This is a genomic window from Tsukamurella sp. NPDC003166 (genome assembly GCF_040611135.1).
GTDB lineage: Bacteria > Actinomycetota > Actinomycetes > Mycobacteriales > Mycobacteriaceae > Tsukamurella.
The window spans coordinates 68,300-91,362 of sequence record NZ_JBEXNL010000018.1; the positions used below are offsets into that span (position 1 = coordinate 68,300).

The following is a 23,063-nucleotide window of genomic DNA, read 5'->3' on the forward strand; positions in this document are numbered from 1 at the left end:
GCGGGGGCTACTTCCCGTTGGGGGTGCCGCCCACGTCGGTGATCAGCCAGTTGCGCTTCTTGTCGAGCGTGACGTTGTAGACGGTGAGCACGTCGCGGCCGTTCGGCGCTTGGACGTTCGTGGCGTGGACGGCGACGAAGCACTTCGCCTTCCACACGTCGTCGCCGACGGGCGTGACCTCGGCGCCGGACAGCCGCGCCGTCGAGACCCACTTCAGCGGCTGGAGCAGCTGCGTCATCGACGGGACGGTCGAGGTGAGCTTCGCGGACAGCTCGGGGCTCGTGCCGCGCGTGAGCGCTACCCGCCACGGGCCGAGGTCACGGTAGTCGAAGGTCGCGGCGTTCACCGCGTACTGCTCGCAGGCGATCCGCCGGGCGGTCGCCGCGTCACCCGGCGCGGGGGCGGCGTGTGCCAGCGCCGGCGCTGACAGCGCCAGGGAAGCGGAGATCAGGAGGGTGGACGCGGTGCGAGTGAACACGGTGTGCCTTTCGTGAATGCAGGGTGATCATCACGATAGCGAAGACTCGGTGTGCTCGCAGTCGGGGCTCGGGAGACGACGAAACCCCGCCGGCGCCTGTGCGCTGGACGGGGTTCCGAGGCTGAGGAGGTGAGGACTCAGGCGGTGGCGGCGGCGTAGCGCGCTGCGACATCGTCCCAGTTCACGACGTTCCACCAGGCCTTGACGTAGTCGCCCTTGACGTTCTTGTACTGCAGGTAGAAGGCGTGCTCCCACATGTCGAGCTGCAGCAGCGGGGTGAGGGCCTCCGAGATGTTGCCCTGCTGGTCGGTCAGCTGCTGGATCACGAGGCGCTGCCCGATGTGGTCGTACGCGAGCACGGACCAGCCGGATCCCTGCAGCGTCATCGCGACGGCGTTGAAGTGCGCCTGGAACTTATCGAAGCCGCCGAACTGGTCGTCGATGGCCGCGGCCAGGTCGCCGACCGGCTTGTCGCCGCCGTTGGGCGACATGTTCTTCCAGAAGATGGAGTGGTTGGTGTGGCCACCCAGGTGGAAGGCGAGGTTCTTCGAGAGCAGCGGCGCCTTGGTGGCGATCGAGCCGTCCTCGCGGGCCTCGGCGAGCTGCTCGAGGGCCTGGTTGGCGCCGGCGACGTACGCGGCGTGGTGCTTGCTGTGGTGCAGCTCCATGATCTCGGCCGAGATGTAGGGCTCGAGAGCGCTGTAGTCGTAGTCGAGGTCCGGCAGAGTGTAGACGGCCACGTCTTTCCCTTCGATTGCGAGGACGATCGTCCTCTGATTGGTCCTACGTACTCGTCCAGCTTTTCTTATCTGGAATGGTTCCGCAATAAGGATGGCCGAATGCGCATGAAGTGCTGTTGAGGTTCGCGAGGGCCGAGCCGCCCACCGGGGCGTCAGCCCAGGGCGATGATGAGCACGAGGGCGAGCATGAGCGCGGCGACGGTCAGGCCGGTGCGGGTCAGCGAACGCGAGAAGTACACGGTGCACGCACTGCGGGCCGCGGCATCGGTGCCCGTCGTGATGGATCGTGTGTGCTTGACCGTCATCGCGCCGCCTCCCGTGCTTGCAACTGTGAATTCTGTCACAGGTGTGGTGTGCACCACTATAGCCGACCTACACGGACGTAGGAAATCGGATCTGATGTCGCGCCCCGATAATCCGGAACCGGGGACTGAGATCCCGGTTTGTCCGATGTTTGTTGTTCACGTCAATGAATGTGACGTATTAGACCGCAGTATTGCTTTACGGCGCTCACCTGCGGCGCGGGTCCGACGGTCGATAGGATCGACAGCGGTTCCTATCGCGCATGCTTGGCATCCGTCGTGCTCGGGCGGATCATGGTTGTCATGACCGGATTCAGCATCGGGGTGCGCACCCAGCACCCGCACGCTGGTCGGGCCGGCCGCATTCGCACCCTCGTCGGCGGCCGCCAGACCCGCGCCGACATCGTCGTGTCGATGACACTGCTCGTCGCCTCGTTCACCGCGACCATCGCGAACCTCGTGCTCGCGGTCCGCGCGCTGCCCTCGTTCCGCGACTGCGCCGCGATGGCCTGCAGCTACGGCGGCGACCTCGACGTCCTGGCGATCACGTTCCTGACCTCGATGCTGCTCGGCACCACCTTCGGCGCCCACGCGGTGCTCAACCTGCTCAACCGCCGCAACGCCTGGGGCTACGCGGCGCTGGACGCGCTCGTCTCGCTGGGCTGCCTGTTCGGCGGCATGGCCTGGATCGCCGCAGCCTGATCGGGCCCGGCCCCGTCGACCGCGGGGCGCTAGCCTGGACCCCATGACGGCCACCACCTCGCCCGCCCGGTGGAGCCTGCGCGCCGCGGCCGGCCCCTTCGCCACGGCGGCGGCCGTGGGCGCGACCGCGCTCGCCCTGCATCTGCGTGACCCGCATCAACAGGGGAGCTGGGGCGTCTGTCCGCTGTATGCGGTCACCGGACTGTACTGCCCGGGCTGCGGCGGGCTCCGCGCCGTCAACGACATCACCAACGGTGCATTCGGCGCCGCCTTCGGGTCGAACGCGCTCGTCTACCCCGCGGCCGCGATCGTGGTGTGGCTGTGGATCGGCTGGCTCGGCAGGAAGGTCGGGTTCCGGGTTCCGTCGCTGCCGACGAACACCTACCTGTGGGTCACCGTCGGCGTCCTGGTCGCGGTGTGGACCGTGGCCCGCAACCTCCCGGGCTCCCCGCTGGCACCCTGACCTGCGCTGACATCGACGTGTCGGTGCCGCCCGCTACCGTCGGGGGCATGAGTCCCCTCGTGACCGATCTGCAGGACGCGGCCAAGGCCGCGAGCCACCGCGTACGCGCCGCCCTGGGCCAGGCCGGCGGCGTCGTCCCCGTCGTGCGACTGGAGGGCCCGATCGCCGCGCCCGCGATGTCCGGCGGGCTCGGCCGCGGCGCGCTCAACCTGGCCGGCGTCGAGCCGGTGCTGCGCCGTGCCTTCGCGACGGACGACGCCGTCGCCGTCGCGCTCGCGCTCAACAGCCCCGGCGGGTCGCCCGCCCAGTCCGAGCTCATCGGTGCCCGCATCCGGCAGCTCGCCGAGAAGCACGACCTGCCGGTGTTGGCGTTCTGCGAGGACGTCGCCGCGTCGGGTGGCTACTGGTTGGCCTGCGCCGCCGACGAGATCTTCGTGACCAGCACGTCCGTCGTCGGATCGATCGGCGTGATCTCCGCGGGTTTCGGTGCGAAGGAGCTGATCGGCAAGATCGGCCTGGAGCGGCGCGTGTTCACCGAGGGGGACGCGAAGCACCGCCTCGACATGTTCGAGGACGTCCGCGAGGGCGATCTCGCGTGGCTGCACGGCATCCAGGGCGACATCCACACCGCCTTCCGGGAGTGGGTGCAGGCCCGCCGCGGAGATCGCCTGCGGGAGGACCCGGCGCTGTTCACCGGTGAGGTCTGGATCGGCCGCAAGGCCGTCGACGTGGGCCTCGCCGACGGCGTCGGCACCCTGCGCGGCGTCCTCGCCGACCGCTTCCCCGACGCGGAGGTCGAGGCCATGCACACCCCGAAGCCGCTGCTCGCCCGCCTGCTCGGCGGCGGCACCGCGATCGACGGGGCGGGGCTCGCCGCGTCGCTCACATCCGGGGTGCTCGACGGTGCGCTGTCGGGCCTCCAGCGCCGCGGCCTGTGGGCGAATTACGGATCGTGACGTGATCGATCCACAGGGCGAAGGATTCGCGCTGGTGAAGCGTGCACAGCACAACCCTCAACCTGTGGATGAGCCTGTGGAAACTGTGGATGGAGCCTCGCCGGGGCGTGCCCTGCGCGGTGATTTCTCCGGGGAACGCCCCTTCGTGCGTGGAAGACTGGTGTCATGACGGACTACTCCGGCGACGGCCCGATTCCCGTCGACGCGCTTCCCGCTGACGTGGCCGCCGCGGCGATCACCCTGCTCGACGTCCGTGAGCAGGACGAATGGGACCTCGGCCACGCGCCCGGTGCACTGCACATCCCGCTGGCCGAGTTGCCGGTCCGGTTCGAGGAACTCGACCTCGACTCCGACGTGCTCGTGATCTGCCGCGGCGGCGGGCGGTCGGAGCAGGCGGTGCGGTACCTCGAGACCGTCGGCGTCGAGGCCGTGGTGGTGGACGGGGGAATGATCGCGTGGGCGTCGTCGGAGCGTCCCGTCGTGCGCCCGGACGGCACGCCGGGGGCCGTCTGATGCATCCGACCCCGGCCCGCACGGAGGCCCCGCGCCGGCGCATCCGCTGGCTCGCGCGCCGCCCTCCCGAGACGCTCCCGGTGCCGAGGCGGGCACCGTCGGGCCCGAAACCGACCCCGCGCTACCCGGCCGTCCCGCGGTGGGGGCTGCGCCAGGACTTCACGCCCGCGCCGGCCGCGCCGGTGAGCGCGGCGCAGGCCGCCGCGGACGTGACGCCCTTCGTGCTCCGGCTGACCACGGTGATCGTCTTCGTCGCCGCCGCGGCCGAGGCCCTGGCCTACCTGCTGCTGGTGATCAACCGGGCGGGCCCGGTGCCGGGGTGGCTCGCGATCGCGGCGACGGTCGCCGTGTTCGCCACCGGGTGGCTCGCCGTGCTGGCCGTGCTCGCGCTGGTCGCGGTTCTCGCGCTGTGGCTGCAGGCGGCCCGTGCCCGTGCGTTCGATGCGCTGGGCACCCGTGAGCCACGGCCCGTCTGGCAACTGTGGGTGTACTGCCTGGTCCCGGTGGTCAATCTGGTGGCCGCGCCGGTGCTGGTCCTCGAGCTGGTCGACGCGCAGCGGCGGGCGACCGGCGCGAGGACGGATCGTCGCGCGATGTTCATCCGGCGCTGGTGGGGCGCGTGGGTCGCGCTGACTATCGTCACCGTGGGGTGCGTGGCGTACTCCCGCGCGGCCGGCGGCCTGCAGCACGACGCCGACGCGATGGTCTACACCACGCTGACCTACCTGCTGTCCGGCGCGTTCCTGCTGGTGACCGCGCGGTTGGTGCGCACGATCGACGGGTGGCCGACGGCTCACCACCGGGAGGAGAAGACGCGATGGTTGGCGGCGTAGCGGGGGTCGTGGCGCACCGCGGGGCGAGCGGGGAGTACCCCGAGCACACGATGAGCGCGTTCGAGGCGGCCGTCGCCGAGGGCGCCGACGCCATCGAGTGCGATGTGCGGCTCACCAAGGACCAGCACCTCGTCTGCCTGCACGACCGCACGGTCGAGCGGACCTCCGACGGCACGGGCGCCGTCTCCGAGCTCGACCTGGCCGACCTCAAGGCCATGGACTTCGGCTCGTGGAAGCGGCCGGGGCACCCCGAGCCCGTCGTCACCCTCGACGAGCTGATCGAGCTGGCGCGCACGTCCGAGCGCAAGCTGTTCGTGGAGACCAAGCATCCCGTCCGGTTCGGCGGCATGGTCGAGCAGAAGCTCCTCGCCGCTCTGCAACGACACGGGCTGGCCAAGCCGGAAGACCTGGGAGACGCGCCGGTCACCGTCATCTCCTTCTCCGGCTCCGCGATCTGGCGCGTGCGCCGCAACGCCCCCGGCGTGCCCGCGGTCCTGCTCGGCGAGGCCTCGCGGCTGCTCGGCGGCGGCGCGGCGACGGCCGTCCGGGCGCAGGGCATCGGCCCGTCGGTGGAATCCCTGCGGGAGCGTCCGGACACCGTCGCCAAGGCGCGGGCCGCAGGCCGCTTCACCTACTGCTGGACCGTGGACTCCGAGGTCGACGTCGCGCTGTGCAACGGGCTCGGCGTGGAGTGGATCGCGACGAACCACCCGGCGCGCACGCGGTCCTGGCTGCGCGGATAGGCTTCCCGCATGGGTAGACGCGAACGCAATGCCACTCCCCGCGAGGGATCCAACCGTGCCGAGAAGCTGGCCGCCCAGCGCGCCCGCACCGAGGCCGCGGACGCTGGTGCCGCACGGCCCTTCGAGGGCCTCGCCGCGGAGTGCGACATCGTCGCGCTGCGGAACTTCGTCCCCAGCGCTACCGCACCGCTGACGGTCGCGGGCGCGAACCGCGAGGTCCGCCTCGCGACGGTGCTTCCCGGCGCCGCGTACGCGCTGGTCCGCGAGGAGGCCGACGGTGTCGTCGGCTACGCCGCGTTGCAGACCGCCGCCCGCCCCGAGGCGCCCGGCGCCGCCCTTGCGGGTGCCGCCCGGTTCGCCGCGGACGCGCCCGTCGGCGAGGCCCTGTCCGAGACGCCCGACGGTGCGCTGCTCGAGGTCCTCGACGCCGCCGCGCCGCTCGAGATCACCGTGCACAAGGACTTCGACTGGTGGCTCGCGGGAACCGCTGGAACCGACGCGCAGACCCAGCAGCTCGTCGAGCACGCCAACTCCCTGATCACGCCCGCCGCCCGCCTGGACCTGGGCGTCGACGGGATCGGCGCGCCGTGGTGGGCCGACACGGGCTCGAAGGCGCACCTGCGCTGGGTGCACCCCGCTCCCGAGGACGAGCTCATGGCCGCGTTGGCCCGCGTGCACGCCGCCGGTGGCCTGACGGTGGGCGAGGGCTCGCGGTTCGCCGGCTCGTTCCGGTCCGACGGCCTGCTGGTCCCCGTCTTCGACCTCGACCGCGAGTCGCACCCCGACGAGTGGGTGCCGGGCACCGTCGAGCTGGCGAAGCGGCTGGCCGAGGCCCTGGCCGACGACAGCGAGCTCACCGCCGCGCAGCGGCGCTCGCGCGACGGCCTGCGCGGCCGTCAGGTGTCGCTGTAGCTCAGCCCGGGAAGCGGTCGCCGAGGGCGCCGTGGAGGTACGCGGTGATCGTGCCGCGGATGTCGTAGGTCGCGCTGCTGGGGTCGAGGGCGCCGAGCGTGCGGGCGAGCCGCGGCCGGTCGATCACGTGCTGCGGGATCTCCCGCTCGTACCAGGCGCTGGACGTCGGGCGGGCGTCCCGCAGGGCGTGGTTCGTTCGGACGGTGACCTCGCCGATCACGATGCGCCACAGGCCCAGCAGCAGGTGCAGCGACTCGTCCTCGGGGATGCCCAGGCAGTCGGTGGTCTGCAGGAACTCGTCGAAGGACCACGCCGAATACGCGTCGATGATCTCGTCGCCCGCGAGGACGTCGATCACCCACGGATGCTGCGTGAGGTGTTCGACGACGGCGAGCGGCAGCTGGACCAGGCGCTCGCGCGGGTCGTCGGACAGGTCGGGGATCGGGGTGTTCCACGACTGGTGCTCGAGCACGGCGCCCAGGAGGTCGTTCTTCGAGTCGAAGTAGTGGTAGATCCCCATCGCGCTGATGTCGAGGCGCGCGGCGAGGGTCCGCATGGAGAACTTCAGCGGCCCCTCGTTGGTGAGGATGTCCGCGGCGGCGGCGACCACCTGCTCGCGGTTCACCTTCGGCGGACGGCCGATGCGGCCGCGTTCAGTCATGTGAGTCACCTTATCCGGTTCCGGGGGTCCCACTGAGGAGGCGAGCGGGAATGGGCTGATCGGCGGCGATGAGCCCGAAGAACTCGGTCGTGTTCTTCCCCCATGCGAGCGCGTCGCCGTCGCTGGTCGACTCGCTGCCACCCGTCGGCGTGGTGGTCGTGACCGTGCCGGACCGCAGGGCCCACGCGAGGCGTCCCAGGTCCCACAGGTGCGTGTCGGTGTCGACGGTGAGGGCACCGGCGACGGCGTTCGACAGGCCCCACAGCTCGAACGGGTTGATCAGCGTGGTCGGTGAGGTCGCCTCCTTGAACAGCGCGGACATGAACTCGCGCTGGTGGACGACGCGGTCGAGGTCGGCGTTCGGTGTCGCGCGGGTGCGGACGTAGCCCAGGGCCTGCGCCCCGTCGAGCGTCTGGCAGCCGGCCTTGAGTCGGATGCCGGCCTTGGGGTCGTTGATCGGGTACTTCGGGCACATCTCGACGCCGCCGACCGCGTCCACCATGTTCGCGAAGCCGCCGAAGCCGATCTCCGCGTAGTGGTCGATGTGCACGCCGGCGGCCTTTTCGAAGGTCTTCACCAACAGCTGCGCGCCGCCCGCGTCGCCGGCGCCGGAGGTGCTGCCGAAGAAGTAGGCGGCGTTGATCTTGTAGCCGCCCTGGCCCGGGATCTGCACGAACAGGTCGCGGGGGATCGAGATCAGCGTCGCGTTCCCGGATTCCGGGATGTGTACGAGCATGATCGTGTCGGTGCGGGCGCCGCCGAGGTCGCCGCCGGTGGCGAGTGCCTTCTGCTGCGCGGGGGTGAGACCCTCGCGCGCGTCCGTGCCGACGAGGAGCCAGTTCGTGCCCGGCGTGTCGGCGATCCGCCCGGAGTACGCGGCGAGCGCGTCGATCCGCTTGAGCTTGCCGTCGAAGTAGAAGGTGCCCGCGACCGTGCCCACGAGCAGCAGCACGACGAGCACCCCGAGCCACCGGAACGGGTGCAGCTTGCGCTTGCGGCGCACCTTCTTGGGCGCCGGTGCCTGCGGTTCGGGGGCGGCGGCGGACCGTCGACCCCGGTCCGTGGCGCGCGGTGGGCGCGGGGGCGGCGGGACGCGTCCGCCACTGCTGCCCCGGGCCCCGACGGTGCGCTTGATCTCGTCCGCGGGGAGCGGTTCGGGAGCCTGACGGGGCGCCCAGTCCTGACGGGGCTGCGGCGCGGGCCGCTCGACGCGGGTGGCCCGGGGCTGGGATGCGTCCCGCTGCGCGCCCTGCGGAGGCAGCGGGCGACGGGGCTGCGGCGGCGGGGGCGGCACGGGCCGCCCGCCCTGCGGCGGGCGCGGTATGCCCTGCGGGTGCCGGGGCCCGCGGGAGCGCGGATCGCCGTCGGGCACCTGCGACCAGGCGAGGTTCGGCTGCTGCCGGTCCCGGCCGCGCGGTCGTTCGTCGTTCACGTCGTCCGACTGTACGGGCCGTGACTGAGAATTCAGCGTAGGAAGCCGAGACCGTGATGGCGGATCGGGAGCTACTCCTGCGCGCAGCCCGGGCAGCGGACGAGCAGCAGCTCAGCATCGTCGACGCGCTGGTGGTCGTTGCGGCGTCGCGGGGCGAGTGCGAGGAGCTGTGGACCGAGGATCTGAACGACGGTCAGACGATCCTCGGTGTCCGCGTCCGCAATCCGTTCGCGTGAGCGGGGGCGGTGATCACCGCAGGAAGCCGAGGTGCGGCCGCAGGAGCGCGTACCCGACGAACGCGACCACGTCGAGCAGGAAGTGCGCGATGACCAGCGGCCACAGCCTGCGCCAGCGGTCGTAGGCGGCGCCGAAGACCAGGCCCATCACCAGGTTCCCGAGGCCGGCGCCGAAGCCCTGGTACAGGTGGTAGCTGCCGCGGAGCAGCGCGGACGACGCGACGGTGCCCGCGCGCCCCATCCCGAGCTGCCGCAGTCGCGTCATGAAGTAGCCCACCACCACGACCTCCTCGGCCACCGCGTTCCCGGCCGCGAGCAGGACGTAGGTGAGGATCCGCCACCACTGCACGTCGCCCGACGCGGGCACCACGCTCGCCGTCACGCCCAGCGCCCGCCCCGTGGCGTACAGCGCCAGGCCGGGGATCCCGATGAGCGCAGCGAGACCCGTGCCGAGCCCGATGTTGCGCGCGAGCGCGGCGCGCGGGCCGCGCAGCGCGAGGCCGATGTCCGCGAACCCGATGCCCGACCGGACCAGCAGGTACAGGGCGAGCGCGGCCCACCCGAACAGCTGGACCGCGCCCAGCACCTGCAGCAGGAAGTCGATGACCGCGTGCGGGCTGCGGACGGGGTTGAGGGTCACCGTCGTCGACCCGACCCCGGCCCCGAGCTGATAGCCGATCAGCCGGACCAGCGAATACAGCCCCGACCAGGCGAAGGTCACCGTCAGCACGATCGCGACCTCGGCGCGCAGCGGACGGCGGTCGCGCGGCGCGGCTTCGGGGACGGTCACGGGGCCACCCTAGCGGGGGCGTTGTACGATTCGCGCGATCGAAGCCCACCGCCCGAAGGGGAACACGCGTGTCCGCTCCCACCGAGTCCCGCCTGGGACCGCTCGACCGGTTCTTCCACATCTCCGAGCGCGGTTCGACGGTGCCCCGCGAGCTCCGCGGCGGCCTCGTCACGTTCTTCACGATGGCCTACATCGTGGTGCTCAACCCGATCATCATCGGCGGCGTCGTCGGGCAGACGAAGAACGTCGACGTGCTCGGCCATGTGTTGCCGACCGCGCAGGTCGCCGCCGTGACCGCCCTCGCCGCGGGTGTCATGAGCATCGCCTTCGGCCTGATCGTCAACTACCCCTTCGGCATCGCCGCGGGCCTGGGCGTCAACAGCCTGCTCGCGGTGACCATCGCGCCGCAGGTCACCTGGCCCGAGGCGATGGGCCTGGTGGTGATCGACGGTGTCATCATCGTGATCCTCGGTGTCACGGGCTTCCGCACCGCGGTGTTCCGCGCGATCCCCGCCGAGCTCAAGGCGGCCATCGCCGCGGGCATCGGCTGCTTCATCGCGTTCATCGGCCTGGTCGACGCGGGCTTCGTCCGGCGCATCCCCGACGCCGCCGGGACGACGGTGCCCGTCGGCCTCGGCATCGGCAACTCCGTGGCCGCGTGGCCGACGGCGGTGTTCGTCTTCGGCGTCCTGCTCATCGGGATCCTCGTGGTCCGCAAGGTGCCGGGCGCGATCCTGCTGGGCATCGTCGTCACCACGATCGTCGCCCTGATCGTGCAGAAGGTGGCGGGCCTCGGACCGTCGTTCAAGGATCCGCACGGCTGGAGCCTGAACATCCCCGAACTCCCGTCCTCGCTGGGCGGCGCCCCGGACCTCTCGCTGGTCGGCGAGGTGGACCTGTTCGGTGCGTTCACCCGGATCGGTGTGCTCGCGGCGTCGGTGCTGGTGTTCGCGCTGGTGCTGTCGAACTTCTTCGACGCCATGGGCACCATCACCGGCCTCACCAAGGAGGCCGGGCTGATGAAGGACGACGGTTCCGTCCCGAACATCGGCAAGGCCCTGGCGGTCGAGGGTGCGGGCGCGATCGTCGGCGGCGGCGCCTCGGCGTCGTCGAACACCGTGTTCGTGGAGTCGGCGTCCGGCATCGCCGAGGGCGCGCGGACGGGCCTGGCGAACATCGTGACCGGCGTGCTGTTCCTGCTCGCCATGTTCTTCACCCCGCTCTACGAGGTGGTGCCGTCCGAGGCCGCGGCGCCGGCGCTGGTGATCGTGGGCGCCATGATGATCGGCCAGCTCCGCGACATCGAGTGGTCGCGGTTCGACATCGCCCTGCCGGTGTTCCTCACCGTGGTCTCGATGCCCTTCACCTACTCGATCGCGAACGGCATCGGCATCGGTTTCATCACCTGGGTGGTGATGGCCGTGGCGCGCGGCAAGTGGCGAGCGATCCACCCGCTGCTGTGGATCGTGGCCGCGCTGTTCCTGCTGTACTTCGCGAAGACGCCGATCGAGAACCTGTTCGGGATCTGATCAGGCGCCGCCGCGCTTCTCGGCGCGCGCGGCGGCCTTGGCGTCGGCCTTCGCCTGCTTCGCCGCGGCCTTGTCGGCCGCCTTCTGGATCTTGCGCTGCTCACGGCCGCGCGTCCAGACGACGATCGCGATGACGACGGCCAGCGCGACGATCGCGCCGATGATCGAGCCCCACAGCGTGGCGCCGCGGAATCCGGGCGCGCGCACGTCCATCGAGCGCTGGCCGGCGTGCGCGGCACCGCTGATGCCCATCGCGATACTCGCGGTCATCAGGTTCGGGATCGCGACCACCACGGCGAGGAACCCGCACACGGCGGACACGGCGGGGTGGTTGCGGATCTGCTTGAGTCCGTACGCGAGGAGCCAGACGGGGACCGCAGTGCACACGAGCCCGAAGGCCAGGCCGTAGCCGATGCCGCGGGAGAAGCTGTTGTCCACCCAGTTCCCGACGGTGTTACCCCACCAGCGCGGGATGAACGCCGCACCCACGAAGTACACGATCACCAGTAGCAGGACGACGCCGATCACGCCCACGAGCCGGCGCAGCCCGACCTTCGCGGCGGCGCCCGCGCGCCCGGCCACCTCACCGGCGTACTGGCCGACCTCGTTCGCATGATCCGACCAGGACCTCTGTGCGGGCTTGCCGCCGGTCGCGGGGGCCGGCGTGGGCGTCTCGTGCCCCGGTTCGTCGCTCATTTCGCCAGTGTAGGTTGCGTCCGCCGAGGCCGCTAATGTACAAAAGTACATGTACAAACGTACGTCAGGAGGGTGGAGATGACCGAGGCACCGCGTCGCCGGGACCCCGAGCGCCGGCGGCGCGAGATCGTCGATGCTGCTGCTGCGATCGTCGTCGAGCAGGGGCCGGATGCGCTGACCCATCGGAAGGTGGCCGCCCGCGCGGGCGTCCCGCTCGGATCCACGACCCAGTACTTCGCGACCCTCGACGACCTGCGGGCCGCGGCGCTGGCCGCGCTCATCGCTGAGGCCGAGGAGTGGCTCGCGGAACTGGAGGCCGTCTTCGTCCGGGAGGGGGCGTCCCCGTCGGCCTATGTCGCGGCGCTGCACCGGTACCTGTGCGACCCCCAGCTCGTCGGGGCCGACTTCGCCGTGACGTGCGCGGGGCCGCTGCATCCGGAGTTCACAGCGCTGGGGGTCCACTGGTCGACGAACTTCATCGCGATGCTCGCTCGCTACATCACCCCGGAGAGCGCCGACGCGGTGGCGATGTTCACCGACGGCGCGACCATGCACACCGCCCTGACCGCGCAGCCGGTTGCCAAGGAACTGCTCGACCGCGCGATCACCGCGCTGTGGATCCCACGACAGGAGACGACGCAATGACCGACCTCCAGACCCCGATCGTGGCTTCCGCGGCCCGCCGCTGGGCCGCGTCCCTGCTGCTCTCGGCCAGCCTGCTCGTCATCACCGTGGACATGACGATCCTCAACATCGCCGTGCCGGACCTGGCGGCCGACCTGCGACCCAGTGCGGCGCAACAGCTCTGGATCATCGACGTCTATTCGCTGGTGCTGGCCGGGCTCCTGGTCTCCACCAGCTCTCTGGGGGACCGGTTCGGGCGCAAGCGGATGCTGCTGCTCGGCTACGTCGTCTTCGGCGTCGCCTCGGCGCTCGTGCTGTGGGCGGAGACCCCTGCGCAGGTGATCGTCCTGCGCGCGGCCCTCGGCGTGGGCGGCGCGATGATCATGCCCACCACGCTGACCATGCTGCGGGTCATCTTCACTGATCCCGCCGAGCGGGCCAAGGCGCTCGGCCTGTGGGCCGCGGTCTCGGGCGTCGGTGCCGCGGTCGGCCCGATCGTGGGCGGTGTTCTGCTGGAGAACTTCTCGTGGCGCGCTGCCTTCATGGTGAACGTCCCGATCATGGTGGCCGTGCTGATCATCGGCGTCTTCCTGCTGCCCGAGTCGCGGGTCCCCGCGCGCGGCGGCTGGGACTGGCTCGGCGCGCTCATGTCGATCGCCGGCATGGTGGCCCTGGTGTGGTCGATCAAGCGGTTCGCGAAGGACCACACGTTGCTGTCGGGTCCGGGGCTGGCGGCTCTGCTGCTCGCGGTCGTGGTGCTCGCGCTGTTCGTCCGGCGGTCGCTGCACCGGGAGCACCCGCTGCTCGACCTGCGGCTCTTCCGGCGGCGGCAGTTCTCCGCGGGGATCGTCGCCGCGCTCGGTGTCATGTTCGCGATGGCCGCGGCGTTGTTACTGCTCGCGCAGTGGATGCAGCTGGTGGCGGGATACGGGCCGATCGAGACGGGGGTGCGGCTGCTGCCCGTCGCGCTGGCCGCGGTCGTCGCGTCGTTGGCCGCGCCGTTGCTGGCGAATGTGCGGGGCGCGCGGGTGGTGCTCGCCGGCGGCCTGGTGGCGGCGTCCGTCGGCATGGTCCTCCTCGCGGCTCCCACGAACCTGGACTACGGTGCCCTCGTGGCGCCGCTGATCCTGGTCGGCATCGGGATGGGCGGCATGACGGTGGCGTCCGCGATGATCATGTCCGGCACGCCCGAGGACAAGGCGGGCAATGCCGCCGCACTCGAGGAGACCTCGTACGACCTGGGCAACGTGCTCGGCGTCGCGATCCTCGGCAGCGTGGCGGCGATGCTCTACACGGCCGACGCGGACTTCGGTTCGATCCCCGGCGTCGACGCGGCGATCGCCTCTGCGGCGGGGGAATCCCTGGGCGCCGCGATGGCGATCGCGCAGCAGGCGCACCTGCCCGCGCTCGCCGAGCACGCCACCACCGGCTTCACCGCCTCGCTGCAGACCACCGGCCTGGTCGGCGGGGTGATCCTGCTCGCGGTCGCGGTCGGCGTGTACGCGCTGACCCCGAAGGGCACCGACATCACGCAGCAGGCGCATTGATCGCGGGCCCAGGTGTTCACGATGTCGGGTCCTGGTGATCCGGAGGTGGCAGGAGCACGTCCGACGCGCTGGACGCCGACATCGTGAGCGGCCTGCGCCGCGGCGCGCGGTGGCGACGTGCGCGCACGACGGTCATGATCTCCGCGAACACCGCGTCCCAGCGGAAGAGCAGGTCGTCGTAGTCGAACCGCAGCACCCGGTAGCCGGCCAGGACGGCGATCCTGTCGCGCCGGTTGTCCTCTGTGCGCTGCTCGTTGTTGTGATGCTCCTTGCTGTCGCACTCCACGATCAGTCGCTCGCCCACGAGGAGGTCGACATGGCCGAGATCCTCGATCTCGACCTGGCTGCGCACCGTGAGGTGCGCGTTCTGCAGCCGGATCCGGGTGACGGATTCGGTACCTGAGCCCGCGAGCGGATCCAGCCGGTCGAGGAGCCTGTGCACCCGCTGCGGTGCGCCCTCGAAGATCTCCCGCAGATCCGCCTCGCTGTACGGGTTCGGCATCCGCAGCGTGGAGTCCAGGACCGCCACCACGTAGTCGTCCGAGAGGCAGTGCGCCGCGTGCTGCAGCGCCACGGCCAGCGGGTCGATCGCCCGTGTCGGCGTGCTCACCCCTCGGTGCGAGTGGCAGCGGCCACGCCTGTCTGTCGTACCCGGCGAGGCCGCCGTCCCGTGGCTCGCTCGCTGTCGCACTCCGCGGCCTGCCTTCGTCCGCCCAGCCGCCGCCCGGCCGGCCTTTGCTCGGCCCACCTTCGCCCGAGCAGGCGGAGCGAGGTGTTCCGGCCAGCGGATGTGAGTTCGCGTGATCCCCGGCGGAACCCACACGCCCGGGGTGAACTTCACCGCGGAGACGCAGGTCAGGGCGCCTCCGCTGCGCACCGCGGCGACGACTGCGGGGTCCGCTCCGGCGGTCGCGTACCAGCCCCGACGGATCACGACGAAGAATGCCGGCGTGCCGCAGCTTGCTGATCTCGCGCGCGTCGGCACCGAGCGCGATCAGCCGTGTCCGGGAGATGACGCCGGCGTCGGCGTGCTCGGCGATGAGTGCGATCAGATCCATGGCGCAACGGTGCCCCGTCGGTCACACCGCAACGCCGCCGAGATGCCCGGCCATCCCCAGTTCGCGTATGAAACGTCCTCGAGCGCCGAGGTGGTTCACAATCTCGGGTTTCTGCGGGGCGGAAGTGGTATGTGCGCTCGCCGCGCACGACAACCCGACATCGTGAGGCGAATCAGCTCGCGCGCAGGCCGTTGAGGAACGGGCAGCCCAGCAGGATGCGGATGCCGCGCTGCAGGGCGACCATGTCGTCGGCGGGCTGCGCGAAGTTCAGGCGCACGTCCACATCGGAGAGCTCGTGGTGCTCGGCGCGCAGGCGGATGCCGAACCGGTCGATGCCCAGCAGCCGAATGCGGTGGTTGCGGAGCTTGCCCGGCAGGCGGCGCGCGAGCTGCCCGACCATCTCGGGGTGCCCGGACTCGACGTGGGCCAGCCACGCGGACTCGTAGCCGGCGAACGGATCCGGCTGCGCCTGCGCCAGCTCCGAGCCGGACACCGACGACGCGCCGGCGGTGTCGGCGAGCACGGCGTTCTCGATCGGCAGCACCAGCAGGCGGGTGCCGTTGCCCACGTCGAGCAGTGCCTCGAGCGGATTCTCGACGGCGACCCGGGCGGCGAGCGCGGCACCGTCGGCCACCTCGGACAGCCGGCCGGAGAGCCAGACGAGGGAGCGGGTGCGCTCGCGCAGCGCCAGCGGCGAGATGTCGTTGATCTCGACCATGGCGCGGACGCCCTCGAGCCAGGGCGCGTCGTCGGGGACGGCCACGACGAGTCGGTCACCGAGCACGTGATGCAGGGCCAGCGTGATCGGCTCGTAGCCGTCCGCGACGAGGACGGCGGCGTGGGGGACGGCCGCGACGGTGCGGACGCGCTCGGCCGGGGTCGGCTCGACGATGGTGGGGGCACTCATGACGGCTCCTCTCGCTCGATGACTGTGGCCATGAAGGTAACCCTAACCTAATGCTGGAGGCAACCCCGGGCAAGGGTTAGGGTCGAGGAGATGGCAATCGAACTGGAGTTGCTGGCGCCGCCGCGCGAGCCGATGTCCCTGGTCGACGGGCTGGCCGTGGCGGCACCGTCGGGCCTGCAGAGCTGCGCCTACGCGCCGGACGGGCCCGGCGGGAAGACCGCGCTCGCGGAGTTCCTCGTGCGCGGCGTGCACGACGACGGGCCGGGTTTCGAGATCGCCGTACTCGACGCGGAGCAGGCGATCGCCGTGCTGTGCGCGACCGTCGCCGCGCTGACGGGCGACGACATCGAAGCCGCCGCGACCGCCCCCGACGAGGCGCGCCTGGCCGCGCTGAACCCGATGGCGCAGGACGCCGTCCGGGAGCGACTGCGGCACATCGTCGCGCCCGACCCGCAGGCCGTGACGGACCGCCTGCGCGCGCTCGGGCTGCGGTAGCGGCCGAGCTAGGAGACCTGGTCGGCGGGGACCGTCCACGCGGTCCGGCAGACCTCCTGCGTCGGCGACAGGCTGCCGCGGTCGAACCACTGCTGCGCGGTCGCCGCCCGGACCTTCGGGCCGTCCGTGCCGTCGCCGAGCAGGGTCCAGGTCCGCGACTGCGCCGAGGCCTGGCCGATGTCGGCCCGGGTGATGCCGTGGTCCACCAGGCGCTGCATCGTGGCGCCCGCCAGGCACAGGGTCTGCGCGTGGCCACGCTTGCGGTATTCGATGCCGAGCGGGCTCGCGCCGTCGACGGAGCGGATCAGCGCGGCGGCGTCGGCGGCGGTGCCGGCGCGGTTCTCGGCGCGGTCGGCGACGGCCATTGAGAGCCACTGCAGTAGGTGCGGCCCCTGGTTGCCGGCGCCCTCGATCGCGGCGTCGACGTTCAGGTAGATGTCATCGTTGCAGGTCCCGAAGGTGGTGATCGGCTCGCCCGCGAAGCAGCCGGGGCCGGGTGGCACGTCGTCGGGGGCGCTGAACGGGCGGACCGTCGCGGCCCGCAGGCCCCACACCGCCTCGAGGCAGACGGTGCCGGCGCGCGCGAAGGCCTCCATCGACTCGCGGGTCGTCGCGAGCGGAGGAAGGGCGCAGCCCGGCGGCGAGACGAGCGCGGTGGTGAAGACGGAGCTCCCCGTCACCTGGCCGACGCTCGGGGGTCGGGGCGGGGACGTCGCGGTGCCGATCGGCGAGGCGAGATCCGACCGGTCCGGCGTCGACACGGCGGCCCAGGTGACGGCGCCGGCGATGAGCACGACCGCGATGATCAGGGTGATCCACCCGGAACGGCCGAGGCGCCGCGGGTTCCGGACCTCGCCCGTGCCGTAGAGCCCGTTCGCGTACGGACTGCCGGTCGGCATCCGATTCGACCGCCACGGGCTCGGCCCCGTCGGCGCCGGCCCGGAACTGATCCGATCCAGCGGGTTGTCGTCGTGCGACATCTCGCCCCCATTTCTGCAAGAACTGAGTCACTATACTGAATTGGGTGCAGGTCGGTCACCGCGGGTGGCGGGGGTTCTCGGCTAGGCTCGTGGCGTGACGCGCATCGCCTACTTCGGACCCGAGGGGACCTTCACCGAGATGGCGCTGCTCCAGTGCCAGGACCTCGCCGCGCGGGGGGCGATGTCGGTGCCCGGGTTCGACCTCGTGGGGGCCGAGCGGATCAGCGCCCCCAGTCAGGTGGCCGCCCTCCAGCTGGTGTCCGACGGTGCCGCCGACCTCGCCTGCGTGCCCATCGAGTCGTCCGTCGAGGGTCCGGTGACGCCCACGCTGGACGCGCTGGGCTTCGGTGCGCCGCTGCAGATCTTCGCCGAGACGGACCTCGCGGTCGCCTTCTCGATCGCCTCGCGGGGGTCGCTCACCGAGGCGCGCACGGTGGGCGCCTACCCGGTCGCCGCCGCGCAGGTCCGCGCGTGGCTGGCCGCGAACATGCCGCAGGCGCAGGTGGTTCCGGCCGCCTCCAACGCCGCCGCCGCGCTCGACGTCGCCGAGGGGCGCGTCGACGCGGGCGTGACCACCGCGCTCGCCGCGCGGATGTACGGAGTGCCCGAGGTCGCGACGGGCGTGGCCGACGTGGCGGACGCCCGCACCCGGTTCGTGTTGTGCGGCAAGCCCGGCCCCGCTCCGGAGCGCACCGGGAGCGACTGCACGGCCGTGGTGATCGACGTGCCCAGCAGGCCCGGATCGCTCGCCCTCGCGATGGCCGAGTTCGCCCTGCGCGGCGTCGATCTCACCCGCATCGAGTCGCGCCCGAAGCGGACGGTCTTCGGCAGCTACGTCTTCCACTTCGACTGCGTCGGCCACGTCGACGACCCCGCGGTGGGGGAGGCGTTGCGCGCCCTGCACCGGGTGTGCGACGAGCTCCGATTCCTGGGGTCCTGGCCCCGGCCGGGCGGGCCGGGGACGGCCCCCGTCGACCCGGGCGACTCCGAGGCCTGGTTCGACGGGCTGCGCAGGGGCGAGCGATGACGGGGCTGCTGCACCTGGTCCGGCACGGCCAGACCACCGCGAACGTGGCGCGGATCCTCGACACCCGCCCGCCGGGCGCGCCGCTCACGCCCGAGGGTGTGAACCAGGCGCGGGCGTTCGGCGCCGCGCGGCCGGACGCGGCGCCCGCCGTGCTGCTCAGCTCCGTCGCGCGCCGGGCGCAGCAGACCGCCGGGCACATCGCCGAGGTGTGGAGCGTGTCGACGGCAGTGGTCGACGGGGTGCACGAGGTGCAGGCCGGCGACCTGGAGGGGCTCAACGACGAGGACTCCATCGCGGTCTTCCAGGACGTCGTGAAGCGTTGGTACTCGGGCGAATCCACGGCGGCGATGCCCGGCGGCGAATCCGCCGACGATCTGCTCGCCCGCTACCTCCCCGCGGTCGACGCCATCCGCACCGAGCACCTCCCGCACGGCGACGCCTACCTGGTCAGCCACGGGGCCGCCATCCGGCTCGCCGGCTTCCGCCTGTCCGGGGTCGACGGTGCCTACGCCCACAAGCATCATCTGCCGAACACCGGCGAGATCGTGCTCCGCCCTGTCGGGGAGGCAGGCTGGGAGCTCGTGAGCTGGGCCGACGCCCCGTCGCACCTGGACCCGATGGGCTAGGGCACGTCAGCTGAACGCGGCCGCGATCGCGATGGCGGCTGCGGCGGCGAAGCCGTTCTCGCGGTCCTCGGGCGCGAGCGCCTCGTCGCGGAACATGTGATCGGTCACCGTCAGGACGGTGAGCGCCTCGCGGCCCTCCGCCGCGGCGACGGCGTACAACGCGGCCGTCTCCATGTCGACGCCGAGCACACCGTGATCGCGCAGGCCATCGTGCAGGCCCGAGCGGGCCAGATAGAAGTGGTCCGAGGAGTAGACCGGTCCCACCCGCACCGGAGTGCCCGCTCGGTCGGCGGCGTCCGCGGCGGCGCGGAGCAGCGGGTACGACGCCGCGGGCGCGAACCGCACCCCGGGGATGCGCGGGTCGTTGATCGCCGAATCCGTGTGCGCCGCCGTCGCGATGATCACGTCGCCGAGCGTCATGTCGTCCTGGTAGCCGCCGGAGGTACCCACCCGGATGATGCGCCGCACGCCGTACTCCCGGTAGAGCTCCGTCGCGTAGATCGTCATGGTGGGCAGGCCCATTCCCGAGCCCATCACCGAGATCGGCCGCCCGCCCACGGTTCCCGTGTAGGCCTCCATGCCGCGGACCTCGTTGACGAGGCGGGCGTCGTCGAAGAGGGTCTCCGCGATGCGGCGGGCGCGGCGCGGGTCGCCGGGCATGAGGACGGCGGGAGCGTAGTCGCCCGGGGCGGCGGAGTTGTGCGGGGTCGGCATGTGGATTCCTTTCAGGCCCAGCCCAACTCGTGGAGTCGGTGGTCGTCTATTCCAAAATGATGGCCGATCTCGTGCAGTACGGTCACGCGGATCTCGCGCCGGAGCTGCTCCTCGGTGTCGCAGATGTCCATCAGCGCCTCGCGGTAGATCGTGATGGTGTCGGGCAGGGTGCCCACGTAGTTCCAGTCGCGCTCGGTGAGGGCGATGCCCTCGTACAGGCCGAGCAGCGTCGGCTCGTCCTCGTTGCGGTCGCGGACCAGCACCACCACGTTGTCCATCGCCGTCGCGAGCTCGGGTGGAACATCGTCGAGGGCGTCGGACACCCACTCCTGGAACGCGCGGCGGGAGACGTGCACGGCTACCTCGGCCCGGTCGAGGGCGCGGCCGGCTTCGCGCCGGGGAAGGTGGGCATGACCGGCGGCTTGCCGTCGATGAGCAGGCCGGGGGACTTCGCCGAGCCGGTGATCGGAGTGTACGTCACCGTGTCCTTCGACGACGCCAGGAAGCAGATCACCGAGCGGGAACCCGCGGTCCACGACGGCTGCGACAGCGTGTTCCACGCCAGCTGCAGCCCCGACGTGCGCAGCCCGTCCTGCGACCCGAACCAGCCCGTCGTGCGCGACGGGCAGATCCGGCCCAGGTAGTCCTCCTGCTGCTGCTTCGTGGGCCACGACGCGTCCGGGAACGCCTGCCGCAGGTCGATCACGGACGTGACCTCGAGCGCGTGCGGCTTCGTGCACTCGATGGGGCCGGTCGGCTTCCCTCGATCGCTCAGGCCGATGCACGTGCCGGGGGGCCAGGTCAGCGACTGGTCCTGGTTGACCACCTTGCCCTTGGTCTCGAGCGCGTTGCCGGCACCGTCGGCCACCTGGATGCCGCAGCGCATGGTGCGATCGCCCGCCTCCCACGCCTTCTGGCCGGCGGTGAGCAGGTTCGTCTGGAACCGTCCCATCGGGTCGAGCCGCTTGCCGAGGTACTCGGTGACCACGGGCGGGCACAGCTGGTCGCGTTGTGCCGCAATCGCCGATTCCGTGGGGTACGGCGCGTTCTCGGGCAGCGTGCGCGCGGGCTCGCCCGCGACCTCGAACCTGTGCGACTCGAGGCAGTCGACCGGCGCCATCGTCGTCGGATCCTTGTCCCAGGTCAGGCACGTACCCGGCTTCGAGCGGGCGAGGACGGTGCCGCTCGCCACGAGCCGCGGTCCCTTCTCCTCGTTCTTCGGTTCGAACGCTCCGGTGAGGAAGAGCACGCCGCCGATCGCGACGGCGCCCACGATCACCGCGGCCAGAACGGCGCGCACGGGTAGGGCTCCGGCGCGGCTGCGCTTCTCGGCGGGCGCGGACTGGGTATCGGTGTCATCGGCCATCGCCTCCCATCATGCCCGGCCCGGGCCGGGCGGGCGCGCAGATATCAATTGGGGTGGGGCGACGGTGCCGTAATAGGCTGGTGATCGTGATCGACGTCAAGCTGGTACGCGAGAACCCCGACCGTGTCCGCGCCTCGCAGCGCGCTCGTGGAGAGGACCCGGCGCTGGTCGACGCCCTGCTGTCCGCGGACGCGGACCGTCGGGCCGCGGTGCTGGCGGCAGACACCCTGCGGGCCGAGCACAAGGCCTCGTCGAAGTCGATCGGCAAGGCGGCGCCCGAGGACCGCAAGGCCCTCGTGGCCGCGGCCGGCGAGCTCGCCGCGCGCGTCAAGGAGGCCGAGGCCGAGCAGACCCGCGCCGACGAGGCCTTCGACGTTCTCGCGCGGAGGATCGGCAACATCATCATCGACGGCGTGCCCGCCGGCGGCGAGGACGACTTCGTGGTGCTCGAGCACGTGGGCGAGATCCCCGAGATCGAGAACCCGAAGGACCACCTCGAGCTCGCCGAGGGCCTGGGCCTGCTCGACATGGAGCGCGGCGCGAAGGTCTCGGGCTCGCGGTTCTACTTCATGAAGGGCCACGGCGCGCTGTTCCAGATGGCGCTGCTGCAGCTCGCGGTGCAGAAGGCCGTGGCGAACGGCTTCACGCTGATGATCCCGCCCGTGCTGGTCAAGCCCGAGGTCATGGCCGGCACCGGCTTCCTCGGCGCGCACGCCGACGAGATCTACCGCCTCGAGGCCGACGACCTGTACCTGGTCGGAACCTCGGAGGTGCCCCTGGCCGGCTACCACATGGACGAGATCCTGGACCTGTCCGACGGCCCCGTCCGCTACGCCGCGCAGTCGAGCTGCTTCCGGCGCGAGGCCGGTTCGTACGGCAAGGACACGCGCGGCATCATCCGCGTGCACCAGTTCGACAAGATCGAGATGTTCGTCTACTGCAAGCCCGAGGACGCGGAGGCGGAGCACCAGCGCCTGCTGAACTGGGAGAAGGAGATGCTCGCCGCCGTCGAGGTGCCCTACCGGGTGATCGACGTGGCCGCGGGCGACCTGGGCTCGTCGGCGGCGCGGAAGTTCGACAGCGAGGCCTGGGTGCCGTCGCAGGGGCGCTACCGCGAGCTCACGTCGACGTCGAACTGCACCACGTTCCAGGCCCGCCGCCTGGGCATCCGGTACCGCGATTCCGACGGTAGGCCGCAGGTCGCGGCCACGTTGAACGGAACGTTGGCCACCACGCGCTGGCTCGTCGCGATCTGGGAGAACCACCAGCAGCCCGACGGTTCCGTGCGCGTCCCCGCAGCGCTGCAGCCGTTCATCGGGACGGACGTGCTGCGCCCGTAGCGCCCGGCCGGATCTGCCGAAGCCGCCGACCAGGAGGCCGGCGTCATGTGGGTAGGCTCACGCCGTCGACCCTCGATTCCTGTCCGATTCGGACGAGGTGTCCGTTGCGGACAGAATCCGAGGGTCGTCCGGAAAGGGTGTGATGTCTCGGGACATGGGTGACAGTTCTGCATCAGGACATTGGTGACGGTTGGTGTCTCAGGACTTCGGTGACGGTTTCGGCTTGCGGGGTCGTCCTTGGGGTATGCCGCTGCGAACGTAGACGGTCCCTGCGGGTGGCCAGGGGTGCTCGGCGAGCACGACGTGATCAACGTCGGCGAAGACGACTCTCGCCTCGTCCCAGTGGGCGTGGATGGTTTGGCCGATCCGGCGGGTACTGATCTGGAATCTGAA

Annotated in this window: 28 protein-coding genes; 15 read left to right on the forward strand and 13 right to left on the reverse strand. The window is 71.4% G+C overall.

Features of this window, described 5'->3' with window-relative positions; translation table 11 throughout:
* Nucleotides 1-7: 7 nt before the first annotated feature.
* The 3 genes from ABZX10_RS18345 to ABZX10_RS18355 all read right to left on the reverse strand — a co-directional run bounded on the left by ABZX10_RS18345 (nt 8) and on the right by ABZX10_RS18355 (nt 1,523).
* Nucleotides 8-478 (reverse strand): hypothetical protein, encoded by a 471-nt coding sequence (locus ABZX10_RS18345; RefSeq protein ID WP_355543033.1) that lies wholly within the window; start codon nt 476-478, stop codon nt 8-10.
* Nucleotides 479-615: 137 nt separating this feature from the next.
* Complete coding sequence (locus ABZX10_RS18350) at nt 616-1,218, reverse strand: superoxide dismutase (protein WP_068573585.1); 603 nt, start codon at nt 1,216-1,218, stop codon at nt 616-618.
* A gap of 152 nt (nt 1,219-1,370) precedes the next feature.
* Complete coding sequence (locus ABZX10_RS18355; protein WP_355543037.1) at nt 1,371-1,523, reverse strand: hypothetical protein; 153 nt, start codon at nt 1,521-1,523, stop codon at nt 1,371-1,373.
* A gap of 300 nt (nt 1,524-1,823) precedes the next feature.
* Between ABZX10_RS18355 and ABZX10_RS18360 the strand changes: the two genes are divergently transcribed.
* The 7 genes from ABZX10_RS18360 to ABZX10_RS18390 all read left to right on the forward strand — a co-directional run bounded on the left by ABZX10_RS18360 (nt 1,824) and on the right by ABZX10_RS18390 (nt 6,642).
* On the forward strand, nt 1,824-2,222 hold the full coding sequence (locus tag ABZX10_RS18360; RefSeq protein WP_355543040.1) for a hypothetical protein: 399 nt from the start codon (nt 1,824-1,826) through the stop codon (nt 2,220-2,222).
* A 43-nt stretch (nt 2,223-2,265) separates the two neighbouring features.
* Complete coding sequence (locus ABZX10_RS18365) at nt 2,266-2,685, forward strand: DUF2752 domain-containing protein (protein WP_355543043.1); 420 nt, start codon at nt 2,266-2,268, stop codon at nt 2,683-2,685.
* 47 nt (nt 2,686-2,732) lie between these two features.
* Complete coding sequence (locus tag ABZX10_RS18370; protein WP_355543046.1) at nt 2,733-3,641, forward strand: S49 family peptidase; 909 nt, start codon at nt 2,733-2,735, stop codon at nt 3,639-3,641.
* A gap of 165 nt (nt 3,642-3,806) precedes the next feature.
* On the forward strand, nt 3,807-4,154 hold the full coding sequence (locus ABZX10_RS18375; protein ID WP_355543049.1) for a rhodanese-like domain-containing protein: 348 nt from the start codon (nt 3,807-3,809) through the stop codon (nt 4,152-4,154).
* The gene (locus ABZX10_RS18380; RefSeq protein ID WP_355543052.1) at nt 4,154-4,987 is read left to right on the forward strand and encodes a DUF4328 domain-containing protein; all 834 of its coding nucleotides are present in this window, start codon (nt 4,154-4,156) and stop codon (nt 4,985-4,987) included. Before ABZX10_RS18375 ends, ABZX10_RS18380 begins: the two co-directional genes overlap by 1 nt.
* Nucleotides 4,972-5,730, forward strand: coding sequence for a glycerophosphodiester phosphodiesterase (locus ABZX10_RS18385; protein WP_355543055.1), 759 nt, complete (start codon nt 4,972-4,974; stop codon nt 5,728-5,730). Before ABZX10_RS18380 ends, ABZX10_RS18385 begins: the two co-directional genes overlap by 16 nt.
* Before the next feature lie 9 nt (nt 5,731-5,739).
* Entirely contained in the window at nt 5,740-6,642 is a 903-nt protein-coding gene (locus ABZX10_RS18390; RefSeq protein WP_355543058.1) for a DUF5926 family protein, read from the forward strand.
* A gap of 1 nt (nt 6,643) precedes the next feature.
* Here ABZX10_RS18390 and ABZX10_RS18395 read toward each other — a convergent pair whose 3' ends face one another.
* Both ABZX10_RS18395 and ABZX10_RS18400 read right to left on the reverse strand, forming a co-directional pair.
* Nucleotides 6,644-7,303 carry a TetR/AcrR family transcriptional regulator gene (locus ABZX10_RS18395; RefSeq protein WP_355543061.1) on the reverse strand — a complete coding sequence of 220 codons (660 nt, stop codon included), beginning with the start codon at nt 7,301-7,303 and terminating at the stop codon, nt 6,644-6,646.
* A gap of 10 nt (nt 7,304-7,313) precedes the next feature.
* Complete coding sequence (locus tag ABZX10_RS18400; RefSeq protein WP_355543064.1) at nt 7,314-8,735, reverse strand: LCP family protein; 1,422 nt, start codon at nt 8,733-8,735, stop codon at nt 7,314-7,316.
* 56 nt (nt 8,736-8,791) lie between these two features.
* Between ABZX10_RS18400 and ABZX10_RS18405 the strand changes: the two genes are divergently transcribed.
* Complete coding sequence (locus tag ABZX10_RS18405; protein ID WP_355543067.1) at nt 8,792-8,971, forward strand: hypothetical protein; 180 nt, start codon at nt 8,792-8,794, stop codon at nt 8,969-8,971.
* 13 nt (nt 8,972-8,984) lie between these two features.
* Here the strand turns inward: ABZX10_RS18405 and ABZX10_RS18410 are convergent, their stop codons facing one another.
* Nucleotides 8,985-9,761 carry a CPBP family intramembrane glutamic endopeptidase gene (locus ABZX10_RS18410; protein WP_355543070.1) on the reverse strand — a complete coding sequence of 259 codons (777 nt, stop codon included), beginning with the start codon at nt 9,759-9,761 and terminating at the stop codon, nt 8,985-8,987.
* A 68-nt stretch (nt 9,762-9,829) separates the two neighbouring features.
* Here ABZX10_RS18410 and ABZX10_RS18415 point away from each other — a divergent pair, with 68 nt between their 5' ends.
* On the forward strand, nt 9,830-11,290 hold the full coding sequence (locus ABZX10_RS18415) for an NCS2 family permease (RefSeq protein ID WP_355543073.1): 1,461 nt from the start codon (nt 9,830-9,832) through the stop codon (nt 11,288-11,290).
* Here ABZX10_RS18415 and ABZX10_RS18420 read toward each other — a convergent pair whose 3' ends face one another.
* On the reverse strand, nt 11,291-11,986 hold the full coding sequence (locus tag ABZX10_RS18420; protein WP_355543076.1) for a hypothetical protein: 696 nt from the start codon (nt 11,984-11,986) through the stop codon (nt 11,291-11,293).
* 78 nt (nt 11,987-12,064) lie between these two features.
* Between ABZX10_RS18420 and ABZX10_RS18425 the strand changes: the two genes are divergently transcribed.
* Both ABZX10_RS18425 and ABZX10_RS18430 read left to right on the forward strand, forming a co-directional pair.
* Nucleotides 12,065-12,631 carry a TetR family transcriptional regulator gene (locus ABZX10_RS18425; RefSeq protein WP_355543079.1) on the forward strand — a complete coding sequence of 189 codons (567 nt, stop codon included), beginning with the start codon at nt 12,065-12,067 and terminating at the stop codon, nt 12,629-12,631.
* Complete coding sequence (locus ABZX10_RS18430) at nt 12,628-14,157, forward strand: MFS transporter (RefSeq protein WP_355543082.1); 1,530 nt, start codon at nt 12,628-12,630, stop codon at nt 14,155-14,157. Before ABZX10_RS18425 ends, ABZX10_RS18430 begins: the two co-directional genes overlap by 4 nt.
* 16 nt (nt 14,158-14,173) lie before the next feature.
* On the opposite strand, the gene ABZX10_RS18435 is transcribed toward ABZX10_RS18430, so the two are convergent.
* Entirely contained in the window at nt 14,174-14,767 is a 594-nt protein-coding gene (locus ABZX10_RS18435; RefSeq protein WP_355543085.1) for a DUF559 domain-containing protein, read from the reverse strand.
* A gap of 620 nt (nt 14,768-15,387) precedes the next feature.
* Nucleotides 15,388-16,122 carry a DUF2470 domain-containing protein gene (locus ABZX10_RS18440; RefSeq protein ID WP_355543088.1) on the reverse strand — a complete coding sequence of 245 codons (735 nt, stop codon included), beginning with the start codon at nt 16,120-16,122 and terminating at the stop codon, nt 15,388-15,390.
* Nucleotides 16,123-16,212: 90 nt separating this feature from the next.
* Between ABZX10_RS18440 and ABZX10_RS18445 the strand changes: the two genes are divergently transcribed.
* Complete coding sequence (locus tag ABZX10_RS18445) at nt 16,213-16,617, forward strand: hypothetical protein (protein ID WP_355543091.1); 405 nt, start codon at nt 16,213-16,215, stop codon at nt 16,615-16,617.
* An 8-nt stretch (nt 16,618-16,625) separates the two neighbouring features.
* Here ABZX10_RS18445 and ABZX10_RS18450 read toward each other — a convergent pair whose 3' ends face one another.
* The gene (locus tag ABZX10_RS18450) at nt 16,626-17,597 is read right to left on the reverse strand and encodes a hypothetical protein (protein ID WP_355543094.1); all 972 of its coding nucleotides are present in this window, start codon (nt 17,595-17,597) and stop codon (nt 16,626-16,628) included.
* 94 nt (nt 17,598-17,691) lie between these two features.
* On the opposite strand from ABZX10_RS18450, the gene pheA reads away from it, so the two are divergent.
* Together pheA and ABZX10_RS18460 are read left to right on the forward strand one after the other, a co-directional pair.
* Nucleotides 17,692-18,624, forward strand: coding sequence for a prephenate dehydratase (gene pheA, locus ABZX10_RS18455; RefSeq protein WP_355543097.1), 933 nt, complete (start codon nt 17,692-17,694; stop codon nt 18,622-18,624).
* Nucleotides 18,621-19,250 carry a histidine phosphatase family protein gene (locus ABZX10_RS18460; RefSeq protein WP_355543100.1) on the forward strand — a complete coding sequence of 210 codons (630 nt, stop codon included), beginning with the start codon at nt 18,621-18,623 and terminating at the stop codon, nt 19,248-19,250. Before pheA ends, ABZX10_RS18460 begins: the two co-directional genes overlap by 4 nt.
* A 6-nt stretch (nt 19,251-19,256) precedes the next feature.
* Here the strand turns inward: ABZX10_RS18460 and deoD are convergent, their stop codons facing one another.
* Genes deoD through ABZX10_RS18475 form a run of 3 tightly spaced genes read right to left on the reverse strand, consistent with a single transcriptional unit; the run spans nt 19,257 to nt 21,330 of the window.
* A complete protein-coding gene (gene deoD, locus ABZX10_RS18465; RefSeq protein WP_355543103.1) occupies nt 19,257-19,964 on the reverse strand; it encodes a purine-nucleoside phosphorylase in 708 nt (235 codons plus the stop codon).
* Between the two features lie 11 nt (nt 19,965-19,975).
* Entirely contained in the window at nt 19,976-20,320 is a 345-nt protein-coding gene (locus ABZX10_RS18470; RefSeq protein ID WP_068573609.1) for a metallopeptidase family protein, read from the reverse strand.
* Between the two features lie 2 nt (nt 20,321-20,322).
* Complete coding sequence (locus tag ABZX10_RS18475; RefSeq protein WP_355543108.1) at nt 20,323-21,330, reverse strand: septum formation family protein; 1,008 nt, start codon at nt 21,328-21,330, stop codon at nt 20,323-20,325.
* An 86-nt stretch (nt 21,331-21,416) separates the two neighbouring features.
* Between ABZX10_RS18475 and serS the strand changes: the two genes are divergently transcribed.
* A complete protein-coding gene (gene serS / locus ABZX10_RS18480; protein WP_355543111.1) occupies nt 21,417-22,670 on the forward strand; it encodes a serine--tRNA ligase in 1,254 nt (417 codons plus the stop codon).
* The last annotated feature ends 393 nt before the right edge of the window (nt 22,671-23,063 follow it).

Coding starts and splice junctions, on each gene's coding strand:
- deoD (WP_355543103.1), bottom strand. CDS start 19,964: ATGCCGACCCCGCACAACTCCGCCGCCCCGGGCGACTACGCTCCCGCC.
- ABZX10_RS18390 (WP_355543058.1), top strand. CDS start 5,740: ATGGGTAGACGCGAACGCAATGCCACTCCCCGCGAGGGATCCAACCGT.
- ABZX10_RS18430 (WP_355543082.1), top strand. CDS start 12,628: ATGACCGACCTCCAGACCCCGATCGTGGCTTCCGCGGCCCGCCGCTGG.
- ABZX10_RS18385 (WP_355543055.1), top strand. CDS start 4,972: ATGGTTGGCGGCGTAGCGGGGGTCGTGGCGCACCGCGGGGCGAGCGGG.
- ABZX10_RS18360 (WP_355543040.1), top strand. CDS start 1,824: ATGACCGGATTCAGCATCGGGGTGCGCACCCAGCACCCGCACGCTGGT.
- ABZX10_RS18365 (WP_355543043.1), top strand. CDS start 2,266: ATGACGGCCACCACCTCGCCCGCCCGGTGGAGCCTGCGCGCCGCGGCC.
- ABZX10_RS18460 (WP_355543100.1), top strand. CDS start 18,621: ATGACGGGGCTGCTGCACCTGGTCCGGCACGGCCAGACCACCGCGAAC.
- ABZX10_RS18475 (WP_355543108.1), bottom strand. CDS start 21,330: ATGGCCGATGACACCGATACCCAGTCCGCGCCCGCCGAGAAGCGCAGC.
- ABZX10_RS18395 (WP_355543061.1), bottom strand. CDS start 7,303: ATGACTGAACGCGGCCGCATCGGCCGTCCGCCGAAGGTGAACCGCGAG.
- ABZX10_RS18440 (WP_355543088.1), bottom strand. CDS start 16,122: ATGAGTGCCCCCACCATCGTCGAGCCGACCCCGGCCGAGCGCGTCCGC.
- ABZX10_RS18370 (WP_355543046.1), top strand. CDS start 2,733: ATGAGTCCCCTCGTGACCGATCTGCAGGACGCGGCCAAGGCCGCGAGC.
- ABZX10_RS18445 (WP_355543091.1), top strand. CDS start 16,213: ATGGCAATCGAACTGGAGTTGCTGGCGCCGCCGCGCGAGCCGATGTCC.
- ABZX10_RS18405 (WP_355543067.1), top strand. CDS start 8,792: ATGGCGGATCGGGAGCTACTCCTGCGCGCAGCCCGGGCAGCGGACGAG.
- ABZX10_RS18420 (WP_355543076.1), bottom strand. CDS start 11,986: ATGAGCGACGAACCGGGGCACGAGACGCCCACGCCGGCCCCCGCGACC.
- ABZX10_RS18355 (WP_355543037.1), bottom strand. CDS start 1,523: ATGACGGTCAAGCACACACGATCCATCACGACGGGCACCGATGCCGCG.
- ABZX10_RS18375 (WP_355543049.1), top strand. CDS start 3,807: ATGACGGACTACTCCGGCGACGGCCCGATTCCCGTCGACGCGCTTCCC.
- ABZX10_RS18450 (WP_355543094.1), bottom strand. CDS start 17,597: ATGTCGCACGACGACAACCCGCTGGATCGGATCAGTTCCGGGCCGGCG.
- ABZX10_RS18380 (WP_355543052.1), top strand. CDS start 4,154: ATGCATCCGACCCCGGCCCGCACGGAGGCCCCGCGCCGGCGCATCCGC.
- ABZX10_RS18425 (WP_355543079.1), top strand. CDS start 12,065: ATGACCGAGGCACCGCGTCGCCGGGACCCCGAGCGCCGGCGGCGCGAG.